We start from the raw sequence: 20,452 nt of genomic DNA, 5'->3' as shown, positions 1-20,452 counted from the left end.
AACATAGGGTGGATGAGGATGAAACTTTCTAGAATAGGTATATATATACTGGGCCCATCCGTGTTTGCTATTCTCCTGTTTTGGGGGTTCTACCCCTATCAGTCGGTCATTTCCTTCGAGGTATTGGATGAACAAGAGGAAAAAACTTATTTGAAAATACCGGAAGGAGACCATTTTCAGCTTACATTTACACACTCTGTCCATCTTTCTGATGTAATTGAAGAATATAAGCTCAAGAATGACCGTTTATATCCTGTTCAGCTTATCTATGAAGATACTGCTGTAGGTATGCCTTCAAACGGGCAGGAAGGAGAAACATTCACCGTAAAAGATGGGAAGTATTATATCACGGAGTTGCAGGGTTTCCATGAATCGATAACTTTATCAGTCGGACAAGTAAGGGCCAATCATACGATTCTTTATAATGATGAATCTTATTTATTAAAGGATTTTGTAGGAGCTGGATCTGTCATTAAGATCAAGCCAGGTCATGAGTCGAATTGGAACTTGATGAGAGGAGTGACTTTTAATGAGTGAAGAAAATCACAACATTTCAACAGAAAAACAGCAAGAAATTATGGAGAAATATGACCCAGACGCCGGGGGAAGGCAGCTAACAGGCTGGATAGGCAGAATTGCATTTATCGGACTGCTTGTATTTTCATTATTCCAACTCTATTCTTCCACTATAGCTAACCCTCCTGCTCAAATTCTTCGTTCGGTACACGTTGGGTTTGGTTTGGTGCTCATTTTCTTGTTATATCCAGCAACAAAGAAAAATAGAGCGAAGGGAAAAGTAGCTTGGTATGATTTTATTCTTATCGCACTTAGCTTTTTTGTAGGAACTTACTGGTTATTTAATTATGAGCAAATCGTTCGAAGTGCAGGGTCTTTAACCACTTTAGACTTTTATGTAGGGGTACTGGCGGTCCTTCTAGTTTTAGAAGCCACACGCCGCGCCGTAGGGGTTCCAATTACTGTAATTGCAGCTGCGTTTCTCGCTTACGCTTATTGGGGAAGGCAGATGCCGGGATTTCTCGTCCATCGAGGTGTTGATCTGGATAATATTGTTCAATCCATGTTCTTTACAACGGAAGGTATTTTAGGTACACCTATTGCCGTATCAGCGACATTTATTTTCCTATTCTTATTATTTGGAGCCTTCCTCGTTAAAACAGGGGTTGGGCAATATTTTAATGATTTAGCGGTTACATTGGCAGGAAAGCGTACAGGAGGCCCCGCTAAAGTAGCCATCTTCTCTAGTGCTCTGCAAGGCACCATTAGCGGAAGCTCGGTAGCCAACGTTGTAACTTCTGGTGCCTTTACCATTCCTATGATGAAAAAGTTAGGCTATCGAAGAGAGTTTGCGGGGGGAGTCGAGGCTGCTGCCTCTACAGGCGGTCAGTTGATGCCTCCAATTATGGGTGCCGCAGCGTTTCTGATGATTGAATTTATTGGAATCGACTACTGGTCGATTGCGAAAGCAGCCCTCATTCCAGCCATTTTATATTTTACCGGGATATGGATTATGACCCACTTTGAAGCTAAAAGAACGGGCTTAAGCGGATTAAAGGATGAGGAAATGCCTGATCGCAAAGAAGTCTTTAAGAAGCTTTATCTTCTATTGCCGATCGTTGCCATTATTCTGTTCCTAAGCAGTGGAATTAGCGTTATGCGTGCGGCTTTATATGGTATTTTAACAACAATATTAGTAGGCCTTTTAAGAAAAGAAAAGTTCCGTAAACTTTATATTGTAGCTTTTGGCGGAGGATTTTTAGGTCATGCTATTTACAGTAGTTTTACGGCAGGATTCAGTGTAGTCTCTTCTTTAATCTTCGCCACAATTGTTACAATAGTAGTAAGCTATTTATTCGATGGAAATTTTGTTGAATCTATTGAGGCTTTAGTGGACGGTGCGCGAACAGCGCTTGGAGTTGTAGCGGCAACTGCGGCAGCTGGTATTATTGTGGGAGTTGTAACTACTACGGGTCTTGGTTTAAAACTGGCAAACAGCCTGGTTACTTTAGCCAATGGTCAAATTTTGTTAACCCTCTTCTTTACGATGGTTGCAGCGATTATCTTAGGAATGGGTTCACCGACTACTGCGAACTACGTTATTACATCTACAATTGCGGCACCCGCGGTTATTTTACTTGGTGTTCCTGATTTAGCTGCCCACTTATTCGTATTCTACTTTGGTATTATTGCGGATATTACGCCACCTGTGGCATTGGCTGCTTTCGCTGCTTCAGGCGTTGCTTCATCAGAACCGATACGAACCGGTCTGAACGCCGCCAAGCTCGCTATCGCTGCCTTTATTATTCCATACATGTTTGTTCTAGAACCTCAGCTGCTTATGATCGATGTAAGTGCTCCAGAGCTTGTATGGATTCTAATAACAGCGATTTCGGGTATGATTGCAATAGGTGCAGGGCTTGTCGGCTATTGGTATCGAAAAGTGGAATGGTATGAACGTATACCTGCAGTCATAGGGGGGGTATCATTAATTTACCCTACAACTATGAGTGATATAGCAGGGGTTACCATTTTTGTCATCTTATTAGGTATGCAATTCCTATTTAAGAGAGATAAAATTGGCGTTCCGGTTTATAAAGCAAAACCAAAATCATCAGCTGAAGCTTAACATAAACAAAGCGTGATCCTTATAATGGATCACGCTTTACTTCTTTGCTGCGAGGATTCATGCCATAAATAGGCTATCGGCCGAGCCAAGCTATAGGACAATTGAATAAATGGCCCTAGTCCTAAAGCGACAATCAGAGTACCTATGCCAACAGGCGCTCCCAATAGGAATCCGATCAAAGCAAGAACAGATTCTGTAAAAATCCGGACACTGCTTTTAGACTGCTTGGATCGTTTGTTCATGATCATCATAAAATGATCGAGTGGGATCCTCGGAAATGGTGTACGCAAATACACAGCAATTCCTACTGCCATCGTTATTAATCCAAGAGAAAATATTCCCCATTGCGAATACCAGGCATCATACTGAGCGTCTCCGAGTAAATCATAGAGAAAATAATCCACCGTTAGTCCGCGAATCAAAATGGGAATTAAAGATTCGTATTGTGGTCTTTTGTGTTCTAATTTAGCATTAACAAGCAGTAATATCACAAAGGCAATAATCAGGATTGTTCCTACACTCAACGGCGTGTGCATAGAGAGACCTACAGCGACGCTGTCCCCGGGTCCCACCCCTAAGCCGGACCGAATGACTAAGGCAATTCCGAGGCTCGAGAGGACAAGCCCGAAAGTGAAAATAATAAATAAGTATAGATATTTCATGGCTGACTCCTTCATGGCGTTGACTATAACCATCATCATATACGTTCGCTTTTTTAATGTAAAGTATCCTTAGGATTTGATGTTTTTGTATAATCTATGAAGGGAACTAGAATAATCTCAATAAAGGAGGATGCAAATAGGATGAAATATGCTATCATAACCGGCGATTCCCGTGGAATAGGGGAAGCAATTGCCGGTCAGTTTATAAAAAAAGGTATACATGTCATAGGGGTTTCAAGAAACAGCAATTCCGAACTAGAACAGTCCGCAAAAAGCCAGGGGGTCTCTTATACACACGTCCGCTGCGATTTAAGCAATGAAAGCGAGCTTATGGATGGAATTGAACAAGTTATGAACCTCGCCACAAAGAATGAAGCCGATAAAATATATTTAGTCAATAACGCCGGTGTGATTGAACCTATCAATCCAGTTGGAAGCCTTGAGGCATCAGCTGTCACCCGGCATTTGCAAATTAATGTGAACGCACCAATTCTGCTTGTGGACAGACTGCTTAAGGAGGCTAATCAAAACGATATAACGGCTGTAATTGTGAACATTACATCAGGAGCTGCCGAAAAAACTGTGCACGGCTGGAGTGTATACAGCAGTGGCAAAGCAGCGATTAACCGCTTTACCGAAACTGCGTCTTATGAACAGGAGAAAGCAGGGAATAAGCATACCATTATAGCTTTCAGTCCAGGGGTTGTGGATACAGATATGCAAGGAGAGATTCGGTCATCCCGTGAAGAAGATTTTGCAGATGTAGAAAATTTTAAGAAGCTGAAGGAAGAAGGCGGGCTGAGGTCTCCTGAAACGGTCGCTCAAGTCCTGTTGAAACTTTTAGATTCACCTGAAACTATTCAAAGCGGGCAAGTATACAAACTCTATGATTTAGTGGAAGATTAATAAGACCCTCTCTGTCTCAGCAGAGAGGGCTTTGTTTATATTGTCTGATAACATTGGAGGGCAGCAGGAGGAATATAGTGAAATAATCGAGAAGTTATAAAGGAGCAGACAGTAAAGGAGATGTTAGTATTGGTTTTCCCGTTTTTTGACGGTCATAATGATACAATATTAAAGCTTTATATGAATAAAGACATGGATTTTTTTAAAGAGTCCAATCAGGGACATCTGGATGAAGCAAGAGCGAAAAGAGCAGGATTTTCCGGAGGTTTCTTCGCTATTTTCCCGCCTCCACATGCAGATTTGTCCGTTCCTAATCCTGAAGAACATTTAACTGAAAAAGGGTACGATGCTCCGTTAGCAGAGCCTGCGGATCATGAGGCCTGTCTAAAAGTCACCAACGATATGGTCGAGCTTTTATATAGCATAGAGGCTCAATCGAACGAGCGTCTTAATATTGTAAAAAACATTACAGAACTGCGGAAGACCTTGAAGAATGAGCAGATGGCCGCCATTTTACACTTCGAAGGAGCCGAAGCGATTAAGCCGGATCTATCCAATCTGGAAAGCTTTTATAAAAAAGGTCTCCGCTCAATTGGCCTTGTATGGAGCCGTCCAAACAGTTTTGCGCAGGGTGTTCCTTATCGTTTTCCATCCACGCCTGATATCGGGTCGGGTTTAAGTGAAGCTGGTGTGAATTTAGTGAAGAAATGCAATAATCTTGGAATCATGCTTGATACTTCTCACTTAAATGAAAATGGGTTCTGGGATGTGGTAAAGCATTCTGATGCTCCAATTGTTGCCACACACTCCAACGCTCATTCGCTCTGTCCAATTTCACGTAACCTTACCGATGAGCAGCTTGAAGCTGTAAGGGAGTCCAATGGAGTAGTCGGCATCACGTACAGTGTTAATATGCTGCGCACTGATGGCAAAATGAATCAGAAGACCTCTCTGGATGAGGTCGCAGCTCATATCCGTTATATAACTGACACTATCGGGATTGACCACGTGGCTCTAGGTTCGGATTTTGACGGCACGACATTGCCTTACGATATGAAGGATGTCACAGGTGTTCCAAAAGTATTTGAACTCTTAAAGGAGCAAGGATTTTCGGAAGAAGATTTAAAGAAGGTTGCGCAGGATAACTGGATTAGAGTCCTTAATGAAACATGGAAATCATAAAGAAAAGGGATGGTCTCTTCATTCATTTATCGGAATAGGGCAGTGTCATTTATGTAGAGAAACCTCGTGCTTTTAAAAGGACCAACTTCCTTTCAAAGGATAAGATGCAGCGAAGGGCTCCGGGAAACGGATCGCTTTCCATGGGCGTACGGTGAGCTTCCTTAAGGCTTCGCCTTTTAGGGATCTCACCCTGTACGTTCCTCCCATAGGAGTCTCCCCGTTTCCCTTCGCCCTTTAATAATAAGTTTTTCTCTCTCGTTCTATTAGCTCTCTTCCCGGGGTCTACACTCTTAAGGATACAGGGTACCTGATGAAAGGTTAGCTGATTCCTCTTCTCGCATGAGGAGGGTTCCATTCACCTTTTTCTTGTAATGGGAAGGGAAGCACCGAGACTCCTGCGGGAGACGCAAGACTGCCAAGCCTCCACAGGGCTTAAAAGCCCGAGGAGGCTTGCCGTCTTCCCCGTGGAAAGCGAGGTGGTTCCCGGTCCATTCATCCCCTTTTATGGCCAATGGAATCCTGCCTGCCACACTAGCTTTAACAGGAAACTCCATGAGAAAAAGCTGTTGAGACTTTCTCGACAGCCTGAGCGATTGTCTAAACAGAGACAATCGCTTTTATTTAGGAGACGGCTTCTTTTGCTTCTTTATTATTTCTTATGAACATATACAGAGAAGCTCCGAAAATAGTAAAGTAGCCTACGATACTGAGCCAGTCTGGTACCTGCCCGAATAAAAAAATACTGATCAAAGCGGAGTAAACGACAGTTGAATAAAAGAAAATAGATATCTCGCGGGCAGGCGCAAATTTATAGGCCATCGTCAAACCAAATTGTCCAATCGTTGCAAAAGCGCCGGCCGACAGTAAATAAATCCACTGGCTGGATGACATGGGCTCATAAAATGCAATTGTAAAAGGGGTTAAAGAAACCGTCGTAAAAAAAGAAAAATAAAAGACAATCGTATAAAATTTTTCTTTATCCCCTAATACTCTCAGCAGGGTGTAAGCGCCGGCAGCGAAAACAGCGGAAAAGAACCCGGCCAGATAGGGTACCAAATCAATTGAAAACTGCGGTTTAATAATAAATAAAGTTCCAATAAAGGCAATAATAATAGAAATGACTTGATACGGGCGTGCTTTCTCTTTTAGAAATATCGCCGAAAAAATAATTAATAGAAAAGGGCTTAACTTATTTAACATATCCGCATCTGACAAAACGAGATGGTCAATCGCGTAAAAGAATAAGACCATTCCAACAGTCCCAAGCGCAGAGCGGGAGAGGAGAAGACCTTGATTTTCTTTTTTTCCAAACAGCCTCTCTTTATGGTAAATCACTAATATAAAAGCAATGACAGCGGACACTGCGTTACGAAACAACGTTTTCTGTACGGTAGGAACATCTCCGGACAGCTTAACGAAGCCAGCCATCATAGAAAATCCAAACGCAGAAATTAATAATAAAATAATTCCTTTATTACGGTTGCTCATCATACTTCCTCCAATAAGGTTATCTTTTGCAAAATCACCTGTACTATCCTAATACAAAAGGCTGGAGGATGAAAGAGAAAGGCACCAGGTTTGACGTAAAAACTTTAATTCTATACGCTTAAGGGAAATGAGGTGAAGAAATGATTTGTTCCCAGCCGATTGTGTGGACGGTGCGAAAAATTGAAAGTAATCAGCAGAAGTATATAGAAAAGGAGTCGGTTATCGAGCTGCATGACGATGTAGTGATCACTCCTACAGAGCGATTTGATCTTCACGAGGTTCATGATGCTTCCTATCGCTCACTGACGGGTTCATTTGGTTTTTTCTATTTACACACGATCCGCGGCGTTTTTTCCTATCGTGTGAAAGTCTCTCCTTCTCAATGGATATCGGAATTTAAAAAAGTACAGATTAAATAAAGGTCAGCCCGAAAATAAACGGGCTGACCTTTTTATCTGTCTAATAAAGTATAAAAATATTTAGCTGTTAATTTATTAAGTAAGACATGACTGGCAAAGGTGAGAACTATTAATATGACCAGCAGTGTAAACGTAGTACTCCACAGTCCTTGAATAAGATCTGTTCTCCAAATGATGAGAACGGCCAGGCCGAAGATGGCAACTTCGATAAATAAGGAGAGGAAACCGATCAGCCGCCCTTTAAAGACCTCCCGCTCATCCGTCCACTTTAAGTGAGGAGTGTAAAGGTCTAAAGCCGTACCGGTGATTGTTGTAATCCAATTAATCACTAGGGACAGAAGCATCCAGATTAGCGTTAAGACTATAGGGATTTTTATAAAAATTAAGCCGACGATCCCAATGAGTATCAAGGACAGGAGGTTAATAGTAAAGGCAGCCAGTAATTTACTCGTCATCACGGTTCGTGCCGGAATCGGCATGTATAAGTGGTTAAACCAGCTCTTTCCATCTCTTGATACAGACGATATCGAAGCCGGGCTTATTCCCAGGGCAAACACGGTAAAACCTGTCATAATCAGCATCAATTTTTTCTCATCCGTCTGTTCAACAAGGGCTCCCATGTTTTCGCCTGTATTCCCTGTATCAAACAGGAAAATGATAATAAACAGTACTGGAAACACAAGGGATTGAACGACAATTTGAGTAAAAAAAGTAGGGGTTCGAAAGATAATCCTCATCTCCCGAAGCCAGCTTATCCACAAGACGGAATGCTGCTTTACCTGTTTGAGAACCTTTTCTTCATTAAAAGTCTTTTTCGCCCCCCCGGATAATCCAAGTACTCCTTTAAAATAAAGCTTCTGTCCGGCAGTTAAATAAATTACAAAAGCCGTGGCAGTTATCGCAAGGGTTATAAGCAGCGAGCCTGCCCCAGCCCAGGCAGCTTGTGAAACTAAACTGATCGAACTAAAGTAAGCAGTCGGAAAAAGGGCTGCTGTCATTTGCAGAAGTCCGTTTTCATCATTTAACAGACGAGCCAGCTCTTCTCCGGTTTCCACAGGGGACGTGTTCAGGCGCAGAACAATATTTAAACCAATAATAAAAATAAACATGAATAAACCGGCAAAAATTTTCATCCGGTCTTTATTTTTGGAAATGTTAAGGAACCTCATAAAAAACATGATAACAATAGAAGTTACTACAAAAGGCAGAACTGGCGCACTCAGCCATAAAATAAATGCGTATATATAATAAAGGAATCCTGCTTCGCTATGAAGGCCAAAAATAACCAGGGCTGGAGCGAGCAGAATCAGATTCGTAATATAAAGGGTTAAAAAAGGAGCCGCCGATTTACCGACCATGATTTGGTAAGGATGAAAAGGTAAACTGATAAACGACTCAATGTCTTCTGCAAAATAAAACGAGCTCAAAATCGATCCGATACTTACAAAAATAAAAAGTATGAAGACGAGCATAAAGAGTAAACCAACAATAAAGCTTTCATTTCCTGAAGGGGCAAGCCCGTTATACATTCCTCCAATCATGCTGTCCATGGAATAAAAGATAAGCGCAGAAAAAGGAATCGCGAAAATAATCAGGAAACCATAAACAGCGATCTCACTTTTGCTTTTGCCTGCTAAGGAAAATTGCATTTTTAGCATAATGCGAATTAAATTCCACGACCTACTCATTTTGCGTCAGCTCCAGGAAGACTTTTTCGAGGTTCTCATCGTTCTTGAACTCCTGTTTCATTTCAGACATCTGACCATGGAATTCAATCTGCCCGCGGTTAATGATCGCTACTTCATCACAAAGCTGTTCGACCACTTCAAGCACGTGGGTGGAAAAGAAAACAACGTTGCCTTTATCCGCATGTTCCCGCATCAGGTTTTTTAAAGTATACGAAGACTTCGGGTCTAATCCCGTCAACGGCTCATCCAGAATCCAAATGTCCGGCTCGTGCAAAAGAACGCCGCATACTACGATTTTCTGCCGCATGCCGTGAGAATAAGTCTGAATATAATCGTTCAGTGACTCATAAATGTCAAAGACCTTCGTATAACGTTCAATTCTTTCCTGCCGCACATCTGCAGGAACCCTATACACATCAGCAATAAAATTTAAGTATTCGATTCCTTTTAAGCGTAAGAAAACATCTGAACGATCAGGCACATAGCCAATCATCTGTTTTGCTTTTAAAGGGTCTTTCATTATGTCAAAACCATTAATAGTGATCGTACCTTTTTCAACAGGCAGAATACCTGTCATCATTTTAATAGTAGTTGATTTGCCGGCGCCGTTTGGACCAAGAAAGCCGAAGATTTTGCCGTTCTCAACTGTAAGGGTCAAATCATCTACTGCTTTCTTGCCGGGGAATTCCTTTGTAATATGGTTAATGTCAATCATAAGATTCTCGCTCCCTTCCCTTTTACCTACGAATGAACGAAGAATCCGTTTCAGTTCTCATCTGTAAAATATTCCATCCAGTGCTCATCCATGTAGCGGTCGGCAATTTTTACAGCTCGGTGCTCTGTGCCATAAATGGAAAAACCGGTGGATTTGTAAAGCAGAAGGGCGGGCTGATTATCGGTAACAACAGCGAGCTGAAGTACTTTGATTTCACGTGCTTTAGCTGTTTTTATACATTCTTCAATTAACAATTGAGCGACTTTGTTCCGGCGGTGGGAAGGGGTGACGTATACACCAACGATCGAGGCTTTATGTTTATACTTAGGGTGGGATTCAAACAGCAGAGTCGCGTTCCCGACCAATCTTTCATCTGCAAAACAGCCAATTGTTTTAGCCTGGCTGCCCACGAGCCGATTTGCTGTGGATTCAATTGGGTTAGGGCGCTGTTTTTCTTGCTCATAAGTTGTTATAAAAGCGTCTGGACTGTTAAGCAGTGCTTCGAGACGGAGTTCACGATACGCTTTCGCATCTTTTCCAGTAAGTATTCTAAAGTTCATCTATTTTCCCCCTTAATTGTACTTATGTTATCTGATCCTTATGATAAAGTAAATAATAAGAAACTTAATGAAAAAGGTGAATATATATGACTGAAAAAGAAAAAATGTTAGCAGGGGAACTCTATAAAGCATGGGATGAAGAACTCGTATTAGATAGAAACAGGGCAAGTCAGCTGCTTCATACATATAATTTATCGAAAGTAACGGATACCTGCCCGAGGGAGCAGCTATTAAAGGATATCCTAGGCTCAACAGGGGAAGATGCATATATTGAACCATCTTTCCAATGTGATTATGGATATAATATTCATGTAGGAGATAAGTTTTTCGCAAATTACAACTGTGTCATGCTGGATGTCTGCTCAATTACGATTGGTGACCGCGTCATGTTTGGGCCCGGCGTTCACCTCTATACAGCCACTCATCCCCTGGATAAAGAACTGCGTGCAACTGGATTAGAAGCAGGAAAGCCCATTACCATAGGGGATGATGTATGGATTGGAGGAAGTGCTGTCATTAATCCAGGCATCACGATCGGAGATGGGGCTGTGATTGGTTCAGGGGCTGTAGTAACAAAAGATGTGCCTGCCGGAGTATTTGCGGGCGGTAATCCTGCAAAAATTATAAAAGAAATTTAATGGCCTGCGGTAGTTTTCCGGCGGTTTTTTCGTTATGATACTAAGGGACTAAGTTTGAAGAGAGGGATCGGATCTATGATTAAAAGAAAGAGCAAGCGCGAAATAGAATTAATGCACGAGGCTGGTAAATTGCTGGCTGGCGTCCATAAAGAGCTGCGGACTTTTATTAAGCCTGGGGTAACTACCATGGAGGTTGAAAAATTCGTGGAGAGCTATTTGGAGAAGCACGGAGCTACAGGTGAACAGAAGGGCTATCAGGGCTATGAGTTTACAACCTGTGCGTCTATTAATGATGAAATCTGCCATGGCTTCCCTAGAGATGAAAAATTAAAGGAAGGCGATATCGTAACGATTGATATGGTCGTCAACTTAAACGGATTTCTGGCTGATTCAGCATGGACGCATCCTGTTGGTGAGATTAGTGAAGAAGCTCAGAAGCTGCTGGATGTTACGAAAACTTCCTTATATAAAGCGATTGAAAAAGCTCAAGTCGGCAACCGAATCGGAGACTTAGGTCATGCTATTCAGTCTTATGCTGAAGGAGAAGGTTATTCTGTGGTCCGCGACTTTACCGGTCACGGCATTGGAGAGACGATCCATGAAGACCCTTATATTCCTCACTTTGGCCAGGCGGGAAAAGGGGCTCGGTTGAAAGAAGGAATGGTTATTACCATTGAGCCTATGATCAATATAGGCACGTATGCAAATAAGATGGATGAAAATAACTGGACAGCACGCACGCTAGATGGGTCCCTGTCTGCCCAGTATGAGCATACGATCGCTATTACAAAAGACGGACCGCTTATTTTAACAGAACAGGATGATATTTAAGCAAAGAAAAAAGCTCCCGTAACGGGAGCTTTTTTTATATTATGCTTTTTGTACGTTAGCTGCTTGAGGTCCGCGTTGACCTTCTTGGATTTCGAAGTTTACTACTTGTCCTTCTTCTAAGCTCTTGAATCCTTCTTCTTGGATAGCAGAGAAGTGAACGAATACGTCGTCTTGACCTTCAACTTCGATGAAACCGAAACCTTTTTCTGCGTTAAACCATTTAACTGTACCTTCTACCATGAAAATACCTCCTGCGTGGGATTGCCCACATTGTATTACTATTCTTGCTCTTCACACAATCAAGACTAAAATTACTATGAAGCAATTCTTTCTTTGAATCGATCCGAACAACAATAACTAATACCTAGTATAACAGACAGCACATTAAATTGATATGATTTTCACCAATAAATTGGCTGAAGTCACTTGAAAGTTTTGTCGTATTTTAGCGAATCATTAGAAGGCGGAAGTCATAAAAAAAGCTCCCATACATGGGAGCTTTTTTGCTTAAGCATTTATTATGCTTTTGTAACGTTAGCAGCTTGAGGTCCGCGTTGACCTTCTTGGATTTCGAAGTTTACTGCTTGTCCTTCTTCAAGGCTCTTGAATCCTTCTTCTTGGATAGCAGAGAAGTGAACGAATACGTCGTCTTGACCTTCAACTTCAATGAAACCGAAACCTTTTTCTGCGTTAAACCATTTTACTGTACCTTCTACCATGAAAATACCTCCTGCGTGGGGATTGCCCACATTGTATTACTATTCTTGCTCTTCATATTCAATCAAGACGAACTCACATAACGCTACCTTCTCTGTTATGAATCTTATCGAACAACAATAATTAATTTTCATTATATCAGAAAAAATACGGAATGCAAACCCCCTTCTAATCTTTTAAGAAATATACGTCGATTCCTCAATGACCCGATGAAGCGTCTGCTCTACAAGACTGGTGATTTTTGAATCAGGAATTTCCACTAACTCTGATAATTTATCATCATTTCTTAACAAGTGATGGACGACATTCCAGCCGGCGAAGCTCGCTTCATTTAAATAGCCGGAGGCTCCCGTCCCTTTTGTAAAAGAGTAGAGGGCTTTGTAGTCTGTACGTCTTGTATGCGGCAGCAAATTAATCATAATCCGGTTTGGCTCTTTATTACAGGAGGACATCCATGGATACAGGGCAGTGGTTTGAAATTCAGCCGATGTAATCTTAATAGCTGTATGTAAGGACAGTCCTTCCATAAAAATAGCGTGGGCTATATTTTTCGGCGGATAAGGATTAGCTTTGGTCTGATTCAGATAGATGGCTTTAGCAAGCTCCTGGGCAAGGTGAACATCCTGCCACTGTTTTTCAATTGGAAAATATAAGATGTACGATTCACTCGTAGCTTTTTCAATAAAAGGATCAGTGTCAAAGTCTCCTACGAAAAATACGACAGATAAGTGTAAAGGCTCATAGCATTGTAATTCATCCTGAACTAAAGAGACGAGGTGCATGATCTTTTCTTCATTTGGCTGAAACTGCTCAATTTTGGGGACGACCGCACGGTATTTAGGAAAAGCACGCTTGACCATCTCTTTTGCCAGCTGGTTCTTCGGGTCTTCTTTTAAATAAGGATTGAAGCCGTAATGCTTTTTCCAAAGATTAAAAAGTCCCTTTTCCTCCAAGTGAGGGATCTGGGTTGAGCGATAAAAGGCAAGGAACTCATTTATATAGTGAGAGATCTGGATGACATTCAAAGTCTTTCCTCCTTTTTAAAACTTTATCGATTTAAGAATTCCAATCTTTTGTTCCAAACATGAGGGGCCTGTTTTCCTATCCAAATAAGATGACTGTTTGAAGGTACATCGTAGATTTCACATTCAGGCACATTGGATTGCAGCAGCAAAGCGTTTGAATAGGAAATGCTTTTATCTTTCTGGGCATACATTCCAAGTACCGGCGCTTTGACCTGACTGAGCTCAGGAACCCGGTGTTCCCTGTCGATAAGAAGACCTTTGCCTGCCTGTGAGGTTCTGATCATCTCGTTAATAAACCTTCTGTCATTTGGAGTCAGGCTCTTCATATAATCTTCGGCTGACTCAGTTGTTAAGGATTTCAGCACCTGCTTCATCGCAAAGTTAGGAGAAAGTCTTAACAGCCATCGCCTGCTTTTCCATATAAAGCGATCCAAATTGCCTGACACCCAATTTTTCCTTTGCTGTAACGGAAAGTGTAAAGGAGAAGTTAAAGCGGCTTCCAAAATTAATTTCCTCACCCTGTCAGAATGGCGAACGGATAAGGCGATCCCTGTAGGGCCGGCTGCGGAAATGGCAATGACATCAACTTGATCAATATTTAAGTGATCGAGAATTTCCACAATGGTATCAGCAAATTCTTCAGAACTTCTGCCGGCAGAAGTTTCTGTACGGTCATATCCAGGCCGGGATATGGTTAAAAGGGAATACCCTTCATAAATCAGACTGCTGTGTGACAAATCGGTGCTCCGGGAAGAATAACCGCCTTTTAAAAGCAGGATTACAGGCCCGTTTCCGGTATAAGAATACTCTACTAACCCTCTGGACGAATCGAATAAAACGGCTGCCACACTGTTCACCCTTTCTATCTTTTTCCTAACCTAAATATAAGCTATAATGAATGAAATTGAAACATCAGAGGATTCTGAAAAAAGAGGTGGTCTTATTCGAATAGTGTCGATTTGCCCTAGTAACACTGAAATTGTCGCCTATCTTGAGCTTGATGAGTTGTTGATTGGTGTCGACAATTATTCTGATTTTCCCAAGAAGGTGAAGGAACTTCCGCAGCTTGGCCCTGACCTGTCGATCAATATGGAAAATTTAGCTGAATTAAATCCTGATCTTGTGCTGGCCTCCTTGTCCGTTCCAGGGATGGAAGTAAATATTGAAGGGTTAGAGGAGCGCGGGATTCCCTACATAATTTTAAATCCCGGTTCATTAAAGGAGATTGCCGAAGATATAGAAAGAGTAGGAGAAGTATTAGGGTTCAAGGACCGCGGGAAAGAGAAGGCCAGGCAGTTCCTGCAAGAGATTGAAAATTATAAAGAGAAGAATAAGGACATCAAAGAACGGCCGGCACTTTACTGGGAATGGTGGCCTAAACCGATTTTTACTCCAGGTGGTGGGAACTGGTTAACAGAGATCAGTGAGCTGGCCGGAGGAAAAAATATTTTCGGGAAGAAGCAGGAGGCGAGCCTGCAGATGGGATGGGATGAAGTTCTAGAGGCAGATCCTGCTCATATCTGCATGGTATGGGTTGGGGTGAAAGAAGAAAAAATGAACCCGGAGCTTGTGAAAAAGCGTCCGGGATGGAGTGAAATGAAAGCCGTGCAGAACGGATATATCCACGTATTGGAAGAATCTTTATACTGCCGCCCAAGCCCAAGGCTGTTAGAAGGATTGAAAAAGCTTGACCGTTTGCTGGATTTCTATTAAAAAGACGCTAAAAAAGCAGGCTGTCGAGAAAGTCTCAACAGTTTCTTTTCATAGAGTTTCCTGTTAAAACCTAGCATGGCAGGCAGGATTCTATTGGCCATAAAAGGGGACGAATGGGGTGGGAACCGCTTCGCTTTGCACGGCGAAGCCTTAAGGAAGCTCACCGTACGCCCATGGGAAGCGATCCGTTTCCCGGAGCCCTTTGCTGTAGCCGATCCTTTGAAAATAAAGTCTGTCGCCGAAAAAGCATGAGGTTTCTCTACAAGCTGAAAAAAAGCAGGCTTCTGCCTGCTTTTTTAGTGATAGTGATGTTTTGGTATCGCCAGTTCTTTAAAGTTCAATGCTAATTCGCTCAGCTGATGTTGTAAGTCTTCACCGCTCATAGGAAGCCCATGGCCGGTCACTGCGGTTTTTGGATTTAAAGCTGCCAGTTTTTTAACAGACCGCTCCGCGTCCGTCCAATTGTGAGTGAAATAGGATGGCGGACCATGGACGTGCTGATGCTGAATAAATACCGCCAGGCTGGACTCCTGTTTGACCGTAATAAACGCATCACCGGAAATCAACGTGCGATCACTGTCTCTGAAAAATGAGACGTGGCCCGGTGTGTGTCCGGGTGTATGAATATACCGCCATTTTTCTAAAAAAGGAACTGTGCCGTCTTCTGGTAAAGGATGGACCCACTTTTTTAAATTAGGGGGAGTTGTCGGGAAGAAGGGGGAGAGAATAGTGAAAAGTCCTCCGCCGATTGTGGAATCACCAACAGGATAAGACCTTTCTCCGGTCAAATACTCCATTTCCTTCGCGTGTGCATAGATCGGTACATCCCAATGTTGTGCTAACTTCTTTGCCGACCCTACATGATCAAAATGGCCGTGTGTAAGAATGATCGCTGCGGGAGGGTTAGAGCCGAATCGTTTCTCGGCTGCCTCAATAATTCTTTGGGCATAGTGACCAATTCCACAGTCTATAAGCACCCAATTTTTACTGTCCGGCTCACCGATGAATATAACGTTGACCATCAGAGTCCGATAATAGGCTATATCATCAAGTATCTCGTCAGCGACAGCTTGTTCCATATCCCAATGCTCATCCTGCAGCTGATCGAGTGGTTTATCTTCCATGAGTCGCCCTCCTTTTTACCCCTTAGTTTAAACACGAATAAAGGTTCTATTCAAAAGGCGAATTTAATTATTCTTTTCCCTCGGAGTGAATACCGCTCGCTTTCTTATAACAAAAGAACGCTGATGAGAATTTAAAAGCCAGGAGTAATCCTGGCTTTTAAGAAACTTTGCTAGTATGTGTTAATGTTTTTCCTGTCAGACCAAATAAGATCGTTAAAATCGGAGAGAGCAGGCAGAAGAAAGTAAAAGGAAGATAGCTTAAGACAGACACTCCAAGTACTCCAGACAGGAATACCCCGCAGACACTCCATGGGACAAGAGGGTTAATTACCGTTCCCGCATCCTCTAAGGTACGCGATAAGTTCTTACGGGCAAGTCCGTTCTTATCATACAGGTCCTGGTAGGCTTCTCCGGTAAGCAGAATGGAGAGGTATTGTTCTCCAATGGATATATTGATACCAATCGCGGTAAGGGCTGTGGAAAGAGTGATTGAACGAGCAGACGACAGCGCATGCTGAACCTTAGCGAGAATGGATGGAATGACTCCAGTTGTGAAAAAGAGTCCTCCTAAGGCCAAAGCTAAAATAACAAGTGCAACGGTGAAGAGCATGCTGTTCATTCCGCCTCTTGATATCAATTCTGAAACCGCTTCGCTGTTCGTTTCCATCGCAAAACCGTCAAACCATATGGTCCACAGCTCGTTCCAGGGAAGAACCGAGCGGAATCCAGCAATTGCGGTGGCAGTAATACTTGTAACAGCGAGAGATAAGAAGGCTGGCTGCTTGCTTATCGTAAAGATAATCAGAACAACAAACGGAATCCATGAAGACCAGTGCATCAGGCCTGTTGATTCAAGCCCTATCTTAAAGGCTTCTAAACCTTCCCCGCTCGTAGATCCGGCAGGTGATAATATAGCAAAGATAATAAAACTGATAATAAAGGCCGGTATTGTCGTCCACATCATATTTTTTATATGATCGAACAAGTCAACTTTAACAACCGTTGAGGCAAGGTTCGTCGTATCTGATAAAGGAGACATTTTATCACCAAAAAAGGCCCCCGATACGACGGCTCCTGCTGTAATCGCTAAGGAGAAGTCTGCTGAATCAGCCACACCAAGCATGGCCACTCCAACGGTTGCAGCCGTTGTAAAAGAGCTCCCAAGAGAGATTCCAATGATCGATGTAATGGCAAAGGTAATTGCGAAAAAACAAGGACTGCCCGCTAATGCGAAAGCTGTATTCATTAAAACAGGAATCGTTCCACTGGCCATCCAGCTTGAGATTAATATCCCAATTAAGAAAAACAGGAGAACAGCTCCTAACCCGGTCTGTGCTCCTTGTACCATACCATTCTGCAGTGTCTGATATGGAATCTTCTTAATTAATCCGTAAGCTATAACAAGAAATACGCTTAGTAAGATCGGAATATGAGGAACGATCTCCAGCCCGATAATACCGTAGCTGATAACTGCCAGCGCAATGAGAAGAATGATTAATGATTCTCCTGCGCCAGGCAGTTTGGAAGGCTGTAACTTTAACATATAAATTCCCCCTAAAAAATTAAAAACTTCGTCCCCCTAAAAAAAGGGACGAAGTTCTACTCCGCGGTACCACCCCAGTTGATGATATCAATCATCCACTCGTGTTGATCATCGCTTATACGAACCTTGTAATTCGAAAATCAAGGGACCTGGATTTCCACCACCCATCCAGTCTCTATCGGCTGTCGCTCATGAATTCTACTTTGAGGCTCACGATTTTTATTCTTTTTTGCTTAAATGCTTTTACGCGCTAAAGATATATCAGTATTTTAATCGACAAATCCCTTGATGTCAATGGATTTTCTTTCATAATTTAATTGTGTATAATAGTGAAAAATTTGACGTTTTAGAAAGGAAAGTCATCATGCAGACAAGCAGTCTCCAAAATGAATCTTTAAGCCGTTTAGAAATGATCAAAAAAGGAACAACCGCAGGGTTTCCAATCATGATCGGCTATATTCCAGTCGCACTGACATATGGAGTGCTTGCCGGCCAGTCAGGTCTGTCTAATTTAGAACTGACCTTAATGAGTGTGCTCGTTTTTGCAGGAGCCGCCCAGTTTTTAGCTATTAGTATGGCGGCCTCCGGTGCAGGAGCCATAGAAATAATTACAGCTACGTTCGTTCTTAACTTCCGTCACTTTGTAATGAGCTTATCGTTTATGAATCGGTTAAGAAAGATCACGCTTCGGGCAAAAGTACCTTTATCCCTTGGTCTTACGGATGAGACGTTCACTATGGCTTCCTTACATAAAGAAGAATCCAAACAGCCTTATGGTGCTTACTTTTATGCTTCCTTAATGCTTACGGCTTACGCTTCATGGATAGGCGGGTCTTTTCTTGGCGGTTTTTTAGGAGATATAATTCCCGCCCGCTTAAGTGAAAGCATGGGGATTGCCCTTTATGCCATGTTTATCGGGCTGCTCATTCCCTCTATAAGAGGTTATTATCGAATCTTCTGGATTGCGTTTACCGCCATGCTTGTTAATTATATCTGCCAGCTTTTCGGCTTAAGCCAGGGTTGGGCTATAGTGGCAGGAACGTTAATAGGCGGCTTGAGCGGTATTTGGGTATTAGACGATGAGGAGGAAGAGTTATGATCATCTGGATCATTATAGGGATGGCCGCCGTTACAGCAGTTCCTCGTTTTCTGCCGGCTTTTATTGTCGATAAAATTTATTTTCCTTTATGGATGGACCGCTGGTTGAATGCCATTCCATATGCGGCACTTGGAGCACTAATCTTCCCGGGAATTCTTACTGTAAAGCCCGATGCACCGCAAATTGGGATAATCGCCGCAGGTGTGGCTGTCCTTCTGGCCTGGATGAAACTGAACATTATCATAGTTGTAATGGGGGCAATTGCCGCTGTTTATCTCATGACTTTTTAGCACCCAAATAGAGATAAAGCATAACGTATATAGTGACTTCATAAGAAGGGAATGGACGTTATGCATAGACAATTTGGAATTCCAGGCTTTCCTGGAGGCCCAGGCTCACCACCTCCAGGGGGTCCAGGCGGAGGATTTCCAGGATTTGGACCCGGAGGCCCGGGCGGTCCCGGGTTCGGCCCTGGTGGAGGATTTCCAGGGTACGGTCCAGGTGGCCCAGGCGGCCCTGGTTTTGGCCCGGGCGGTCCAGGAGGTCAGATATCACCAGGCCAGCTCCCGCCGCCACCAAGCAGCCCGCCTGTTGGAGCCGGAGGCCCACAGCTTTATGCGGTTGACCCTGGGTCATTCTTTGGATGCCTGTACAGGTATACTTGGGTAAGGCTGAATAACGGCAATCGATTCTGGTTTTTCCCTACCTTTATCGGCAGAACTTCTGTAGCCGGTTACCGCTGGCGTCCAAGGCAGCGACGCTGGGTTTACTTCGGAATCGATACGAATAGAATTGCAAGTTTTCAATGCTAGTAAAAAATTAACACATACTTTTATAGTGGTGCCACAAGCGTGGTGCCGCTTTTTTTGATAAAATATAAATATCACCTGGTAAAGGAGAGAACGATATGGTGCAAGTAAGAGAAGCTCGGTTTGAAGATGCTGAACAAATAGCAAACATTCATATTGAAAGCTGGAAATCTACATATAAGGACTTAATTGATGAACAGGATATGAGCAATATCACGTTAGAAAATAGAATTGCCTTATGGGAAACCATTTTAAAATCTCCAGTTAACGGACAGATTGCATTAGTCATAGAGAATGATGAAGGTGAACTGGTCGGTTTTATCTCAGGGGGAAAAGAACGGACGAAAAACTATAACTACGACGGCGAAATCTATGCCGTATACCTTCTGGACAGTTATCAAAGAAAAGGGTACGGCAGCAAGCTGCTTCAGCGGTTTGGCGAGGAAATGAAAAACAGCGGATATGAATCTTTGCTTGTCTGGATTCTAACGAGAAACCCTTCGACTGACTTTTACAGAAAGTTTGGAGCCGCCCCTGTAGAAGCTGAGGAAGTGACCATTGGACAGGGAACTTATGAAGAAACGGCTTACGGATGGGAAGACCTTTCTGAACTGCTGAACCAATTTTAAATGATCTTATAAAAAGAGCAGCTGCAGAGACTCTTCCTCTTGGTAGTGACCCCTAAAAGT

Annotated in this window: 23 protein-coding genes; 12 read left to right on the top strand and 11 right to left on the bottom strand. The window is 42.7% G+C overall.

All coding sequences use genetic code 11. The features are described from left to right. The first annotated feature begins 18 nt into the window (after positions 1-18). The gene (locus HUS26_RS10195; RefSeq protein ID WP_173917061.1) at positions 19-537 is read left to right on the top strand and encodes a DUF1850 domain-containing protein; all 519 of its coding nucleotides are present in this window, start codon (positions 19-21) and stop codon (positions 535-537) included. After that, positions 530-2,644 carry a TRAP transporter permease gene (locus tag HUS26_RS10190; RefSeq protein ID WP_173917060.1) on the top strand — a complete coding sequence of 705 codons (2,115 nt, stop codon included), beginning with the start codon at positions 530-532 and terminating at the stop codon, positions 2,642-2,644. Before HUS26_RS10195 ends, HUS26_RS10190 begins: the two co-directional genes overlap by 8 nt. 29 nt (positions 2,645-2,673) lie before the next feature. On the opposite strand, the gene HUS26_RS10185 is transcribed toward HUS26_RS10190, so the two are convergent. Then, a complete protein-coding gene (locus tag HUS26_RS10185) occupies positions 2,674-3,306 on the bottom strand; it encodes a YitT family protein (RefSeq protein ID WP_173917059.1) in 633 nt (210 codons plus the stop codon). Between the two features lie 141 nt (positions 3,307-3,447). Between HUS26_RS10185 and HUS26_RS10180 the strand changes: the two genes are divergently transcribed. Both HUS26_RS10180 and HUS26_RS10175 read left to right on the top strand, forming a co-directional pair. Further along, positions 3,448-4,212 (top strand): (S)-benzoin forming benzil reductase, encoded by a 765-nt coding sequence (locus HUS26_RS10180; RefSeq protein WP_173917058.1) that lies wholly within the window; start codon positions 3,448-3,450, stop codon positions 4,210-4,212. A gap of 129 nt (positions 4,213-4,341) precedes the next feature. Next, positions 4,342-5,394, top strand: coding sequence for a dipeptidase (locus HUS26_RS10175; protein ID WP_371809575.1), 1,053 nt, complete (start codon positions 4,342-4,344; stop codon positions 5,392-5,394). A 621-nt stretch (positions 5,395-6,015) separates the two neighbouring features. Here HUS26_RS10175 and HUS26_RS10170 read toward each other — a convergent pair. Next, on the bottom strand, positions 6,016-6,882 hold the full coding sequence (locus HUS26_RS10170; protein ID WP_173917056.1) for a DMT family transporter: 867 nt from the start codon (positions 6,880-6,882) through the stop codon (positions 6,016-6,018). A gap of 140 nt (positions 6,883-7,022) precedes the next feature. Here HUS26_RS10170 and HUS26_RS10165 point away from each other — a divergent pair, with 140 nt between their 5' ends. Further along, positions 7,023-7,301, top strand: a complete 279-nt coding sequence (locus tag HUS26_RS10165; protein ID WP_173917055.1) for a hypothetical protein — start codon at positions 7,023-7,025, stop codon at positions 7,299-7,301. Between the two features lie 32 nt (positions 7,302-7,333). On the opposite strand, the gene HUS26_RS10160 is transcribed toward HUS26_RS10165, so the two are convergent. Genes HUS26_RS10160 through HUS26_RS10150 form a run of 3 tightly spaced genes read right to left on the bottom strand, consistent with a single transcriptional unit; the run spans position 7,334 to position 10,264 of the window. Continuing rightward, positions 7,334-8,989 (bottom strand): ABC transporter permease, encoded by a 1,656-nt coding sequence (locus tag HUS26_RS10160; protein WP_173917054.1) that lies wholly within the window; start codon positions 8,987-8,989, stop codon positions 7,334-7,336. Beyond that, complete coding sequence (locus tag HUS26_RS10155; protein WP_173917053.1) at positions 8,982-9,704, bottom strand: ABC transporter ATP-binding protein; 723 nt, start codon at positions 9,702-9,704, stop codon at positions 8,982-8,984. Before HUS26_RS10155 ends, HUS26_RS10160 begins: the two co-directional genes overlap by 8 nt. A 50-nt stretch (positions 9,705-9,754) precedes the next feature. Beyond that, positions 9,755-10,264 (bottom strand): GNAT family N-acetyltransferase, encoded by a 510-nt coding sequence (locus HUS26_RS10150; protein WP_173917052.1) that lies wholly within the window; start codon positions 10,262-10,264, stop codon positions 9,755-9,757. A gap of 86 nt (positions 10,265-10,350) precedes the next feature. On the opposite strand from HUS26_RS10150, the gene HUS26_RS10145 reads away from it, so the two are divergent. Together HUS26_RS10145 and map are read left to right on the top strand one after the other, a co-directional pair. Further along, positions 10,351-10,902, top strand: a complete 552-nt coding sequence (locus HUS26_RS10145) for a sugar O-acetyltransferase (RefSeq protein WP_173917051.1) — start codon at positions 10,351-10,353, stop codon at positions 10,900-10,902. Between the two features lie 75 nt (positions 10,903-10,977). After that, complete coding sequence (gene map, locus HUS26_RS10140; RefSeq protein WP_173917050.1) at positions 10,978-11,733, top strand: type I methionyl aminopeptidase; 756 nt, start codon at positions 10,978-10,980, stop codon at positions 11,731-11,733. A 39-nt stretch (positions 11,734-11,772) separates the two neighbouring features. Here the strand turns inward: map and HUS26_RS10135 are convergent, their stop codons facing one another. From HUS26_RS10135 to HUS26_RS10120, 4 genes are all read right to left on the bottom strand, one after another. Next, positions 11,773-11,973, bottom strand: coding sequence for a cold-shock protein (locus HUS26_RS10135; protein WP_079529279.1), 201 nt, complete (start codon positions 11,971-11,973; stop codon positions 11,773-11,775). Positions 11,974-12,251: 278 nt separating this feature from the next. Continuing rightward, positions 12,252-12,452 carry a cold-shock protein gene (locus tag HUS26_RS10130; RefSeq protein ID WP_082234753.1) on the bottom strand — a complete coding sequence of 67 codons (201 nt, stop codon included), beginning with the start codon at positions 12,450-12,452 and terminating at the stop codon, positions 12,252-12,254. A 174-nt stretch (positions 12,453-12,626) separates the two neighbouring features. Further along, the gene (locus HUS26_RS10125) at positions 12,627-13,475 is read right to left on the bottom strand and encodes a hypothetical protein (protein ID WP_173917049.1); all 849 of its coding nucleotides are present in this window, start codon (positions 13,473-13,475) and stop codon (positions 12,627-12,629) included. A gap of 23 nt (positions 13,476-13,498) precedes the next feature. Continuing rightward, the gene (locus tag HUS26_RS10120) at positions 13,499-14,323 is read right to left on the bottom strand and encodes an alpha/beta fold hydrolase (protein ID WP_173917048.1); all 825 of its coding nucleotides are present in this window, start codon (positions 14,321-14,323) and stop codon (positions 13,499-13,501) included. Between the two features lie 94 nt (positions 14,324-14,417). On the opposite strand from HUS26_RS10120, the gene HUS26_RS10115 reads away from it, so the two are divergent. Further along, on the top strand, positions 14,418-15,188 hold the full coding sequence (locus HUS26_RS10115; protein ID WP_173918808.1) for a cobalamin-binding protein: 771 nt from the start codon (positions 14,418-14,420) through the stop codon (positions 15,186-15,188). A 296-nt stretch (positions 15,189-15,484) separates the two neighbouring features. Here the strand turns inward: HUS26_RS10115 and HUS26_RS10110 are convergent, their stop codons facing one another. Both HUS26_RS10110 and nhaC read right to left on the bottom strand, forming a co-directional pair. Beyond that, entirely contained in the window at positions 15,485-16,312 is an 828-nt protein-coding gene (locus HUS26_RS10110; RefSeq protein WP_173917047.1) for an MBL fold metallo-hydrolase, read from the bottom strand. Positions 16,313-16,469: 157 nt separating this feature from the next. Then, positions 16,470-17,855 carry a Na+/H+ antiporter NhaC gene (gene nhaC / locus HUS26_RS10105; protein ID WP_173917046.1) on the bottom strand — a complete coding sequence of 462 codons (1,386 nt, stop codon included), beginning with the start codon at positions 17,853-17,855 and terminating at the stop codon, positions 16,470-16,472. Positions 17,856-18,219: 364 nt separating this feature from the next. Between nhaC and HUS26_RS10100 the strand changes: the two genes are divergently transcribed. The 4 genes from HUS26_RS10100 to HUS26_RS10085 all read left to right on the top strand — a co-directional run bounded on the left by HUS26_RS10100 (position 18,220) and on the right by HUS26_RS10085 (position 20,392). Then, positions 18,220-18,954, top strand: a complete 735-nt coding sequence (locus tag HUS26_RS10100; protein ID WP_173917045.1) for an AzlC family ABC transporter permease — start codon at positions 18,220-18,222, stop codon at positions 18,952-18,954. Continuing rightward, a complete protein-coding gene (locus HUS26_RS10095) occupies positions 18,951-19,244 on the top strand; it encodes an AzlD domain-containing protein (RefSeq protein WP_173917044.1) in 294 nt (97 codons plus the stop codon). Before HUS26_RS10100 ends, HUS26_RS10095 begins: the two co-directional genes overlap by 4 nt. 60 nt (positions 19,245-19,304) lie before the next feature. Beyond that, a complete protein-coding gene (locus tag HUS26_RS10090; RefSeq protein ID WP_173917043.1) occupies positions 19,305-19,766 on the top strand; it encodes a hypothetical protein in 462 nt (153 codons plus the stop codon). Positions 19,767-19,861: 95 nt separating this feature from the next. Continuing rightward, positions 19,862-20,392: a GNAT family N-acetyltransferase gene (locus tag HUS26_RS10085; RefSeq protein WP_173917042.1), complete on the top strand. Its 531-nt coding sequence runs from the start codon at positions 19,862-19,864 to the stop codon at positions 20,390-20,392. Positions 20,393-20,452: the final 60 nt, after the last annotated feature.

It is taken from the genome of Halobacillus sp. Marseille-Q1614 (genome assembly GCF_902809865.1).
Lineage (GTDB): Bacteria > Bacillota > Bacilli > Bacillales > Halobacillaceae > Halobacillus_A.
The sequence above is the reverse complement of the archived record's forward strand: the minus strand, read 5'-3'. Positions and strand labels throughout refer to the sequence as shown.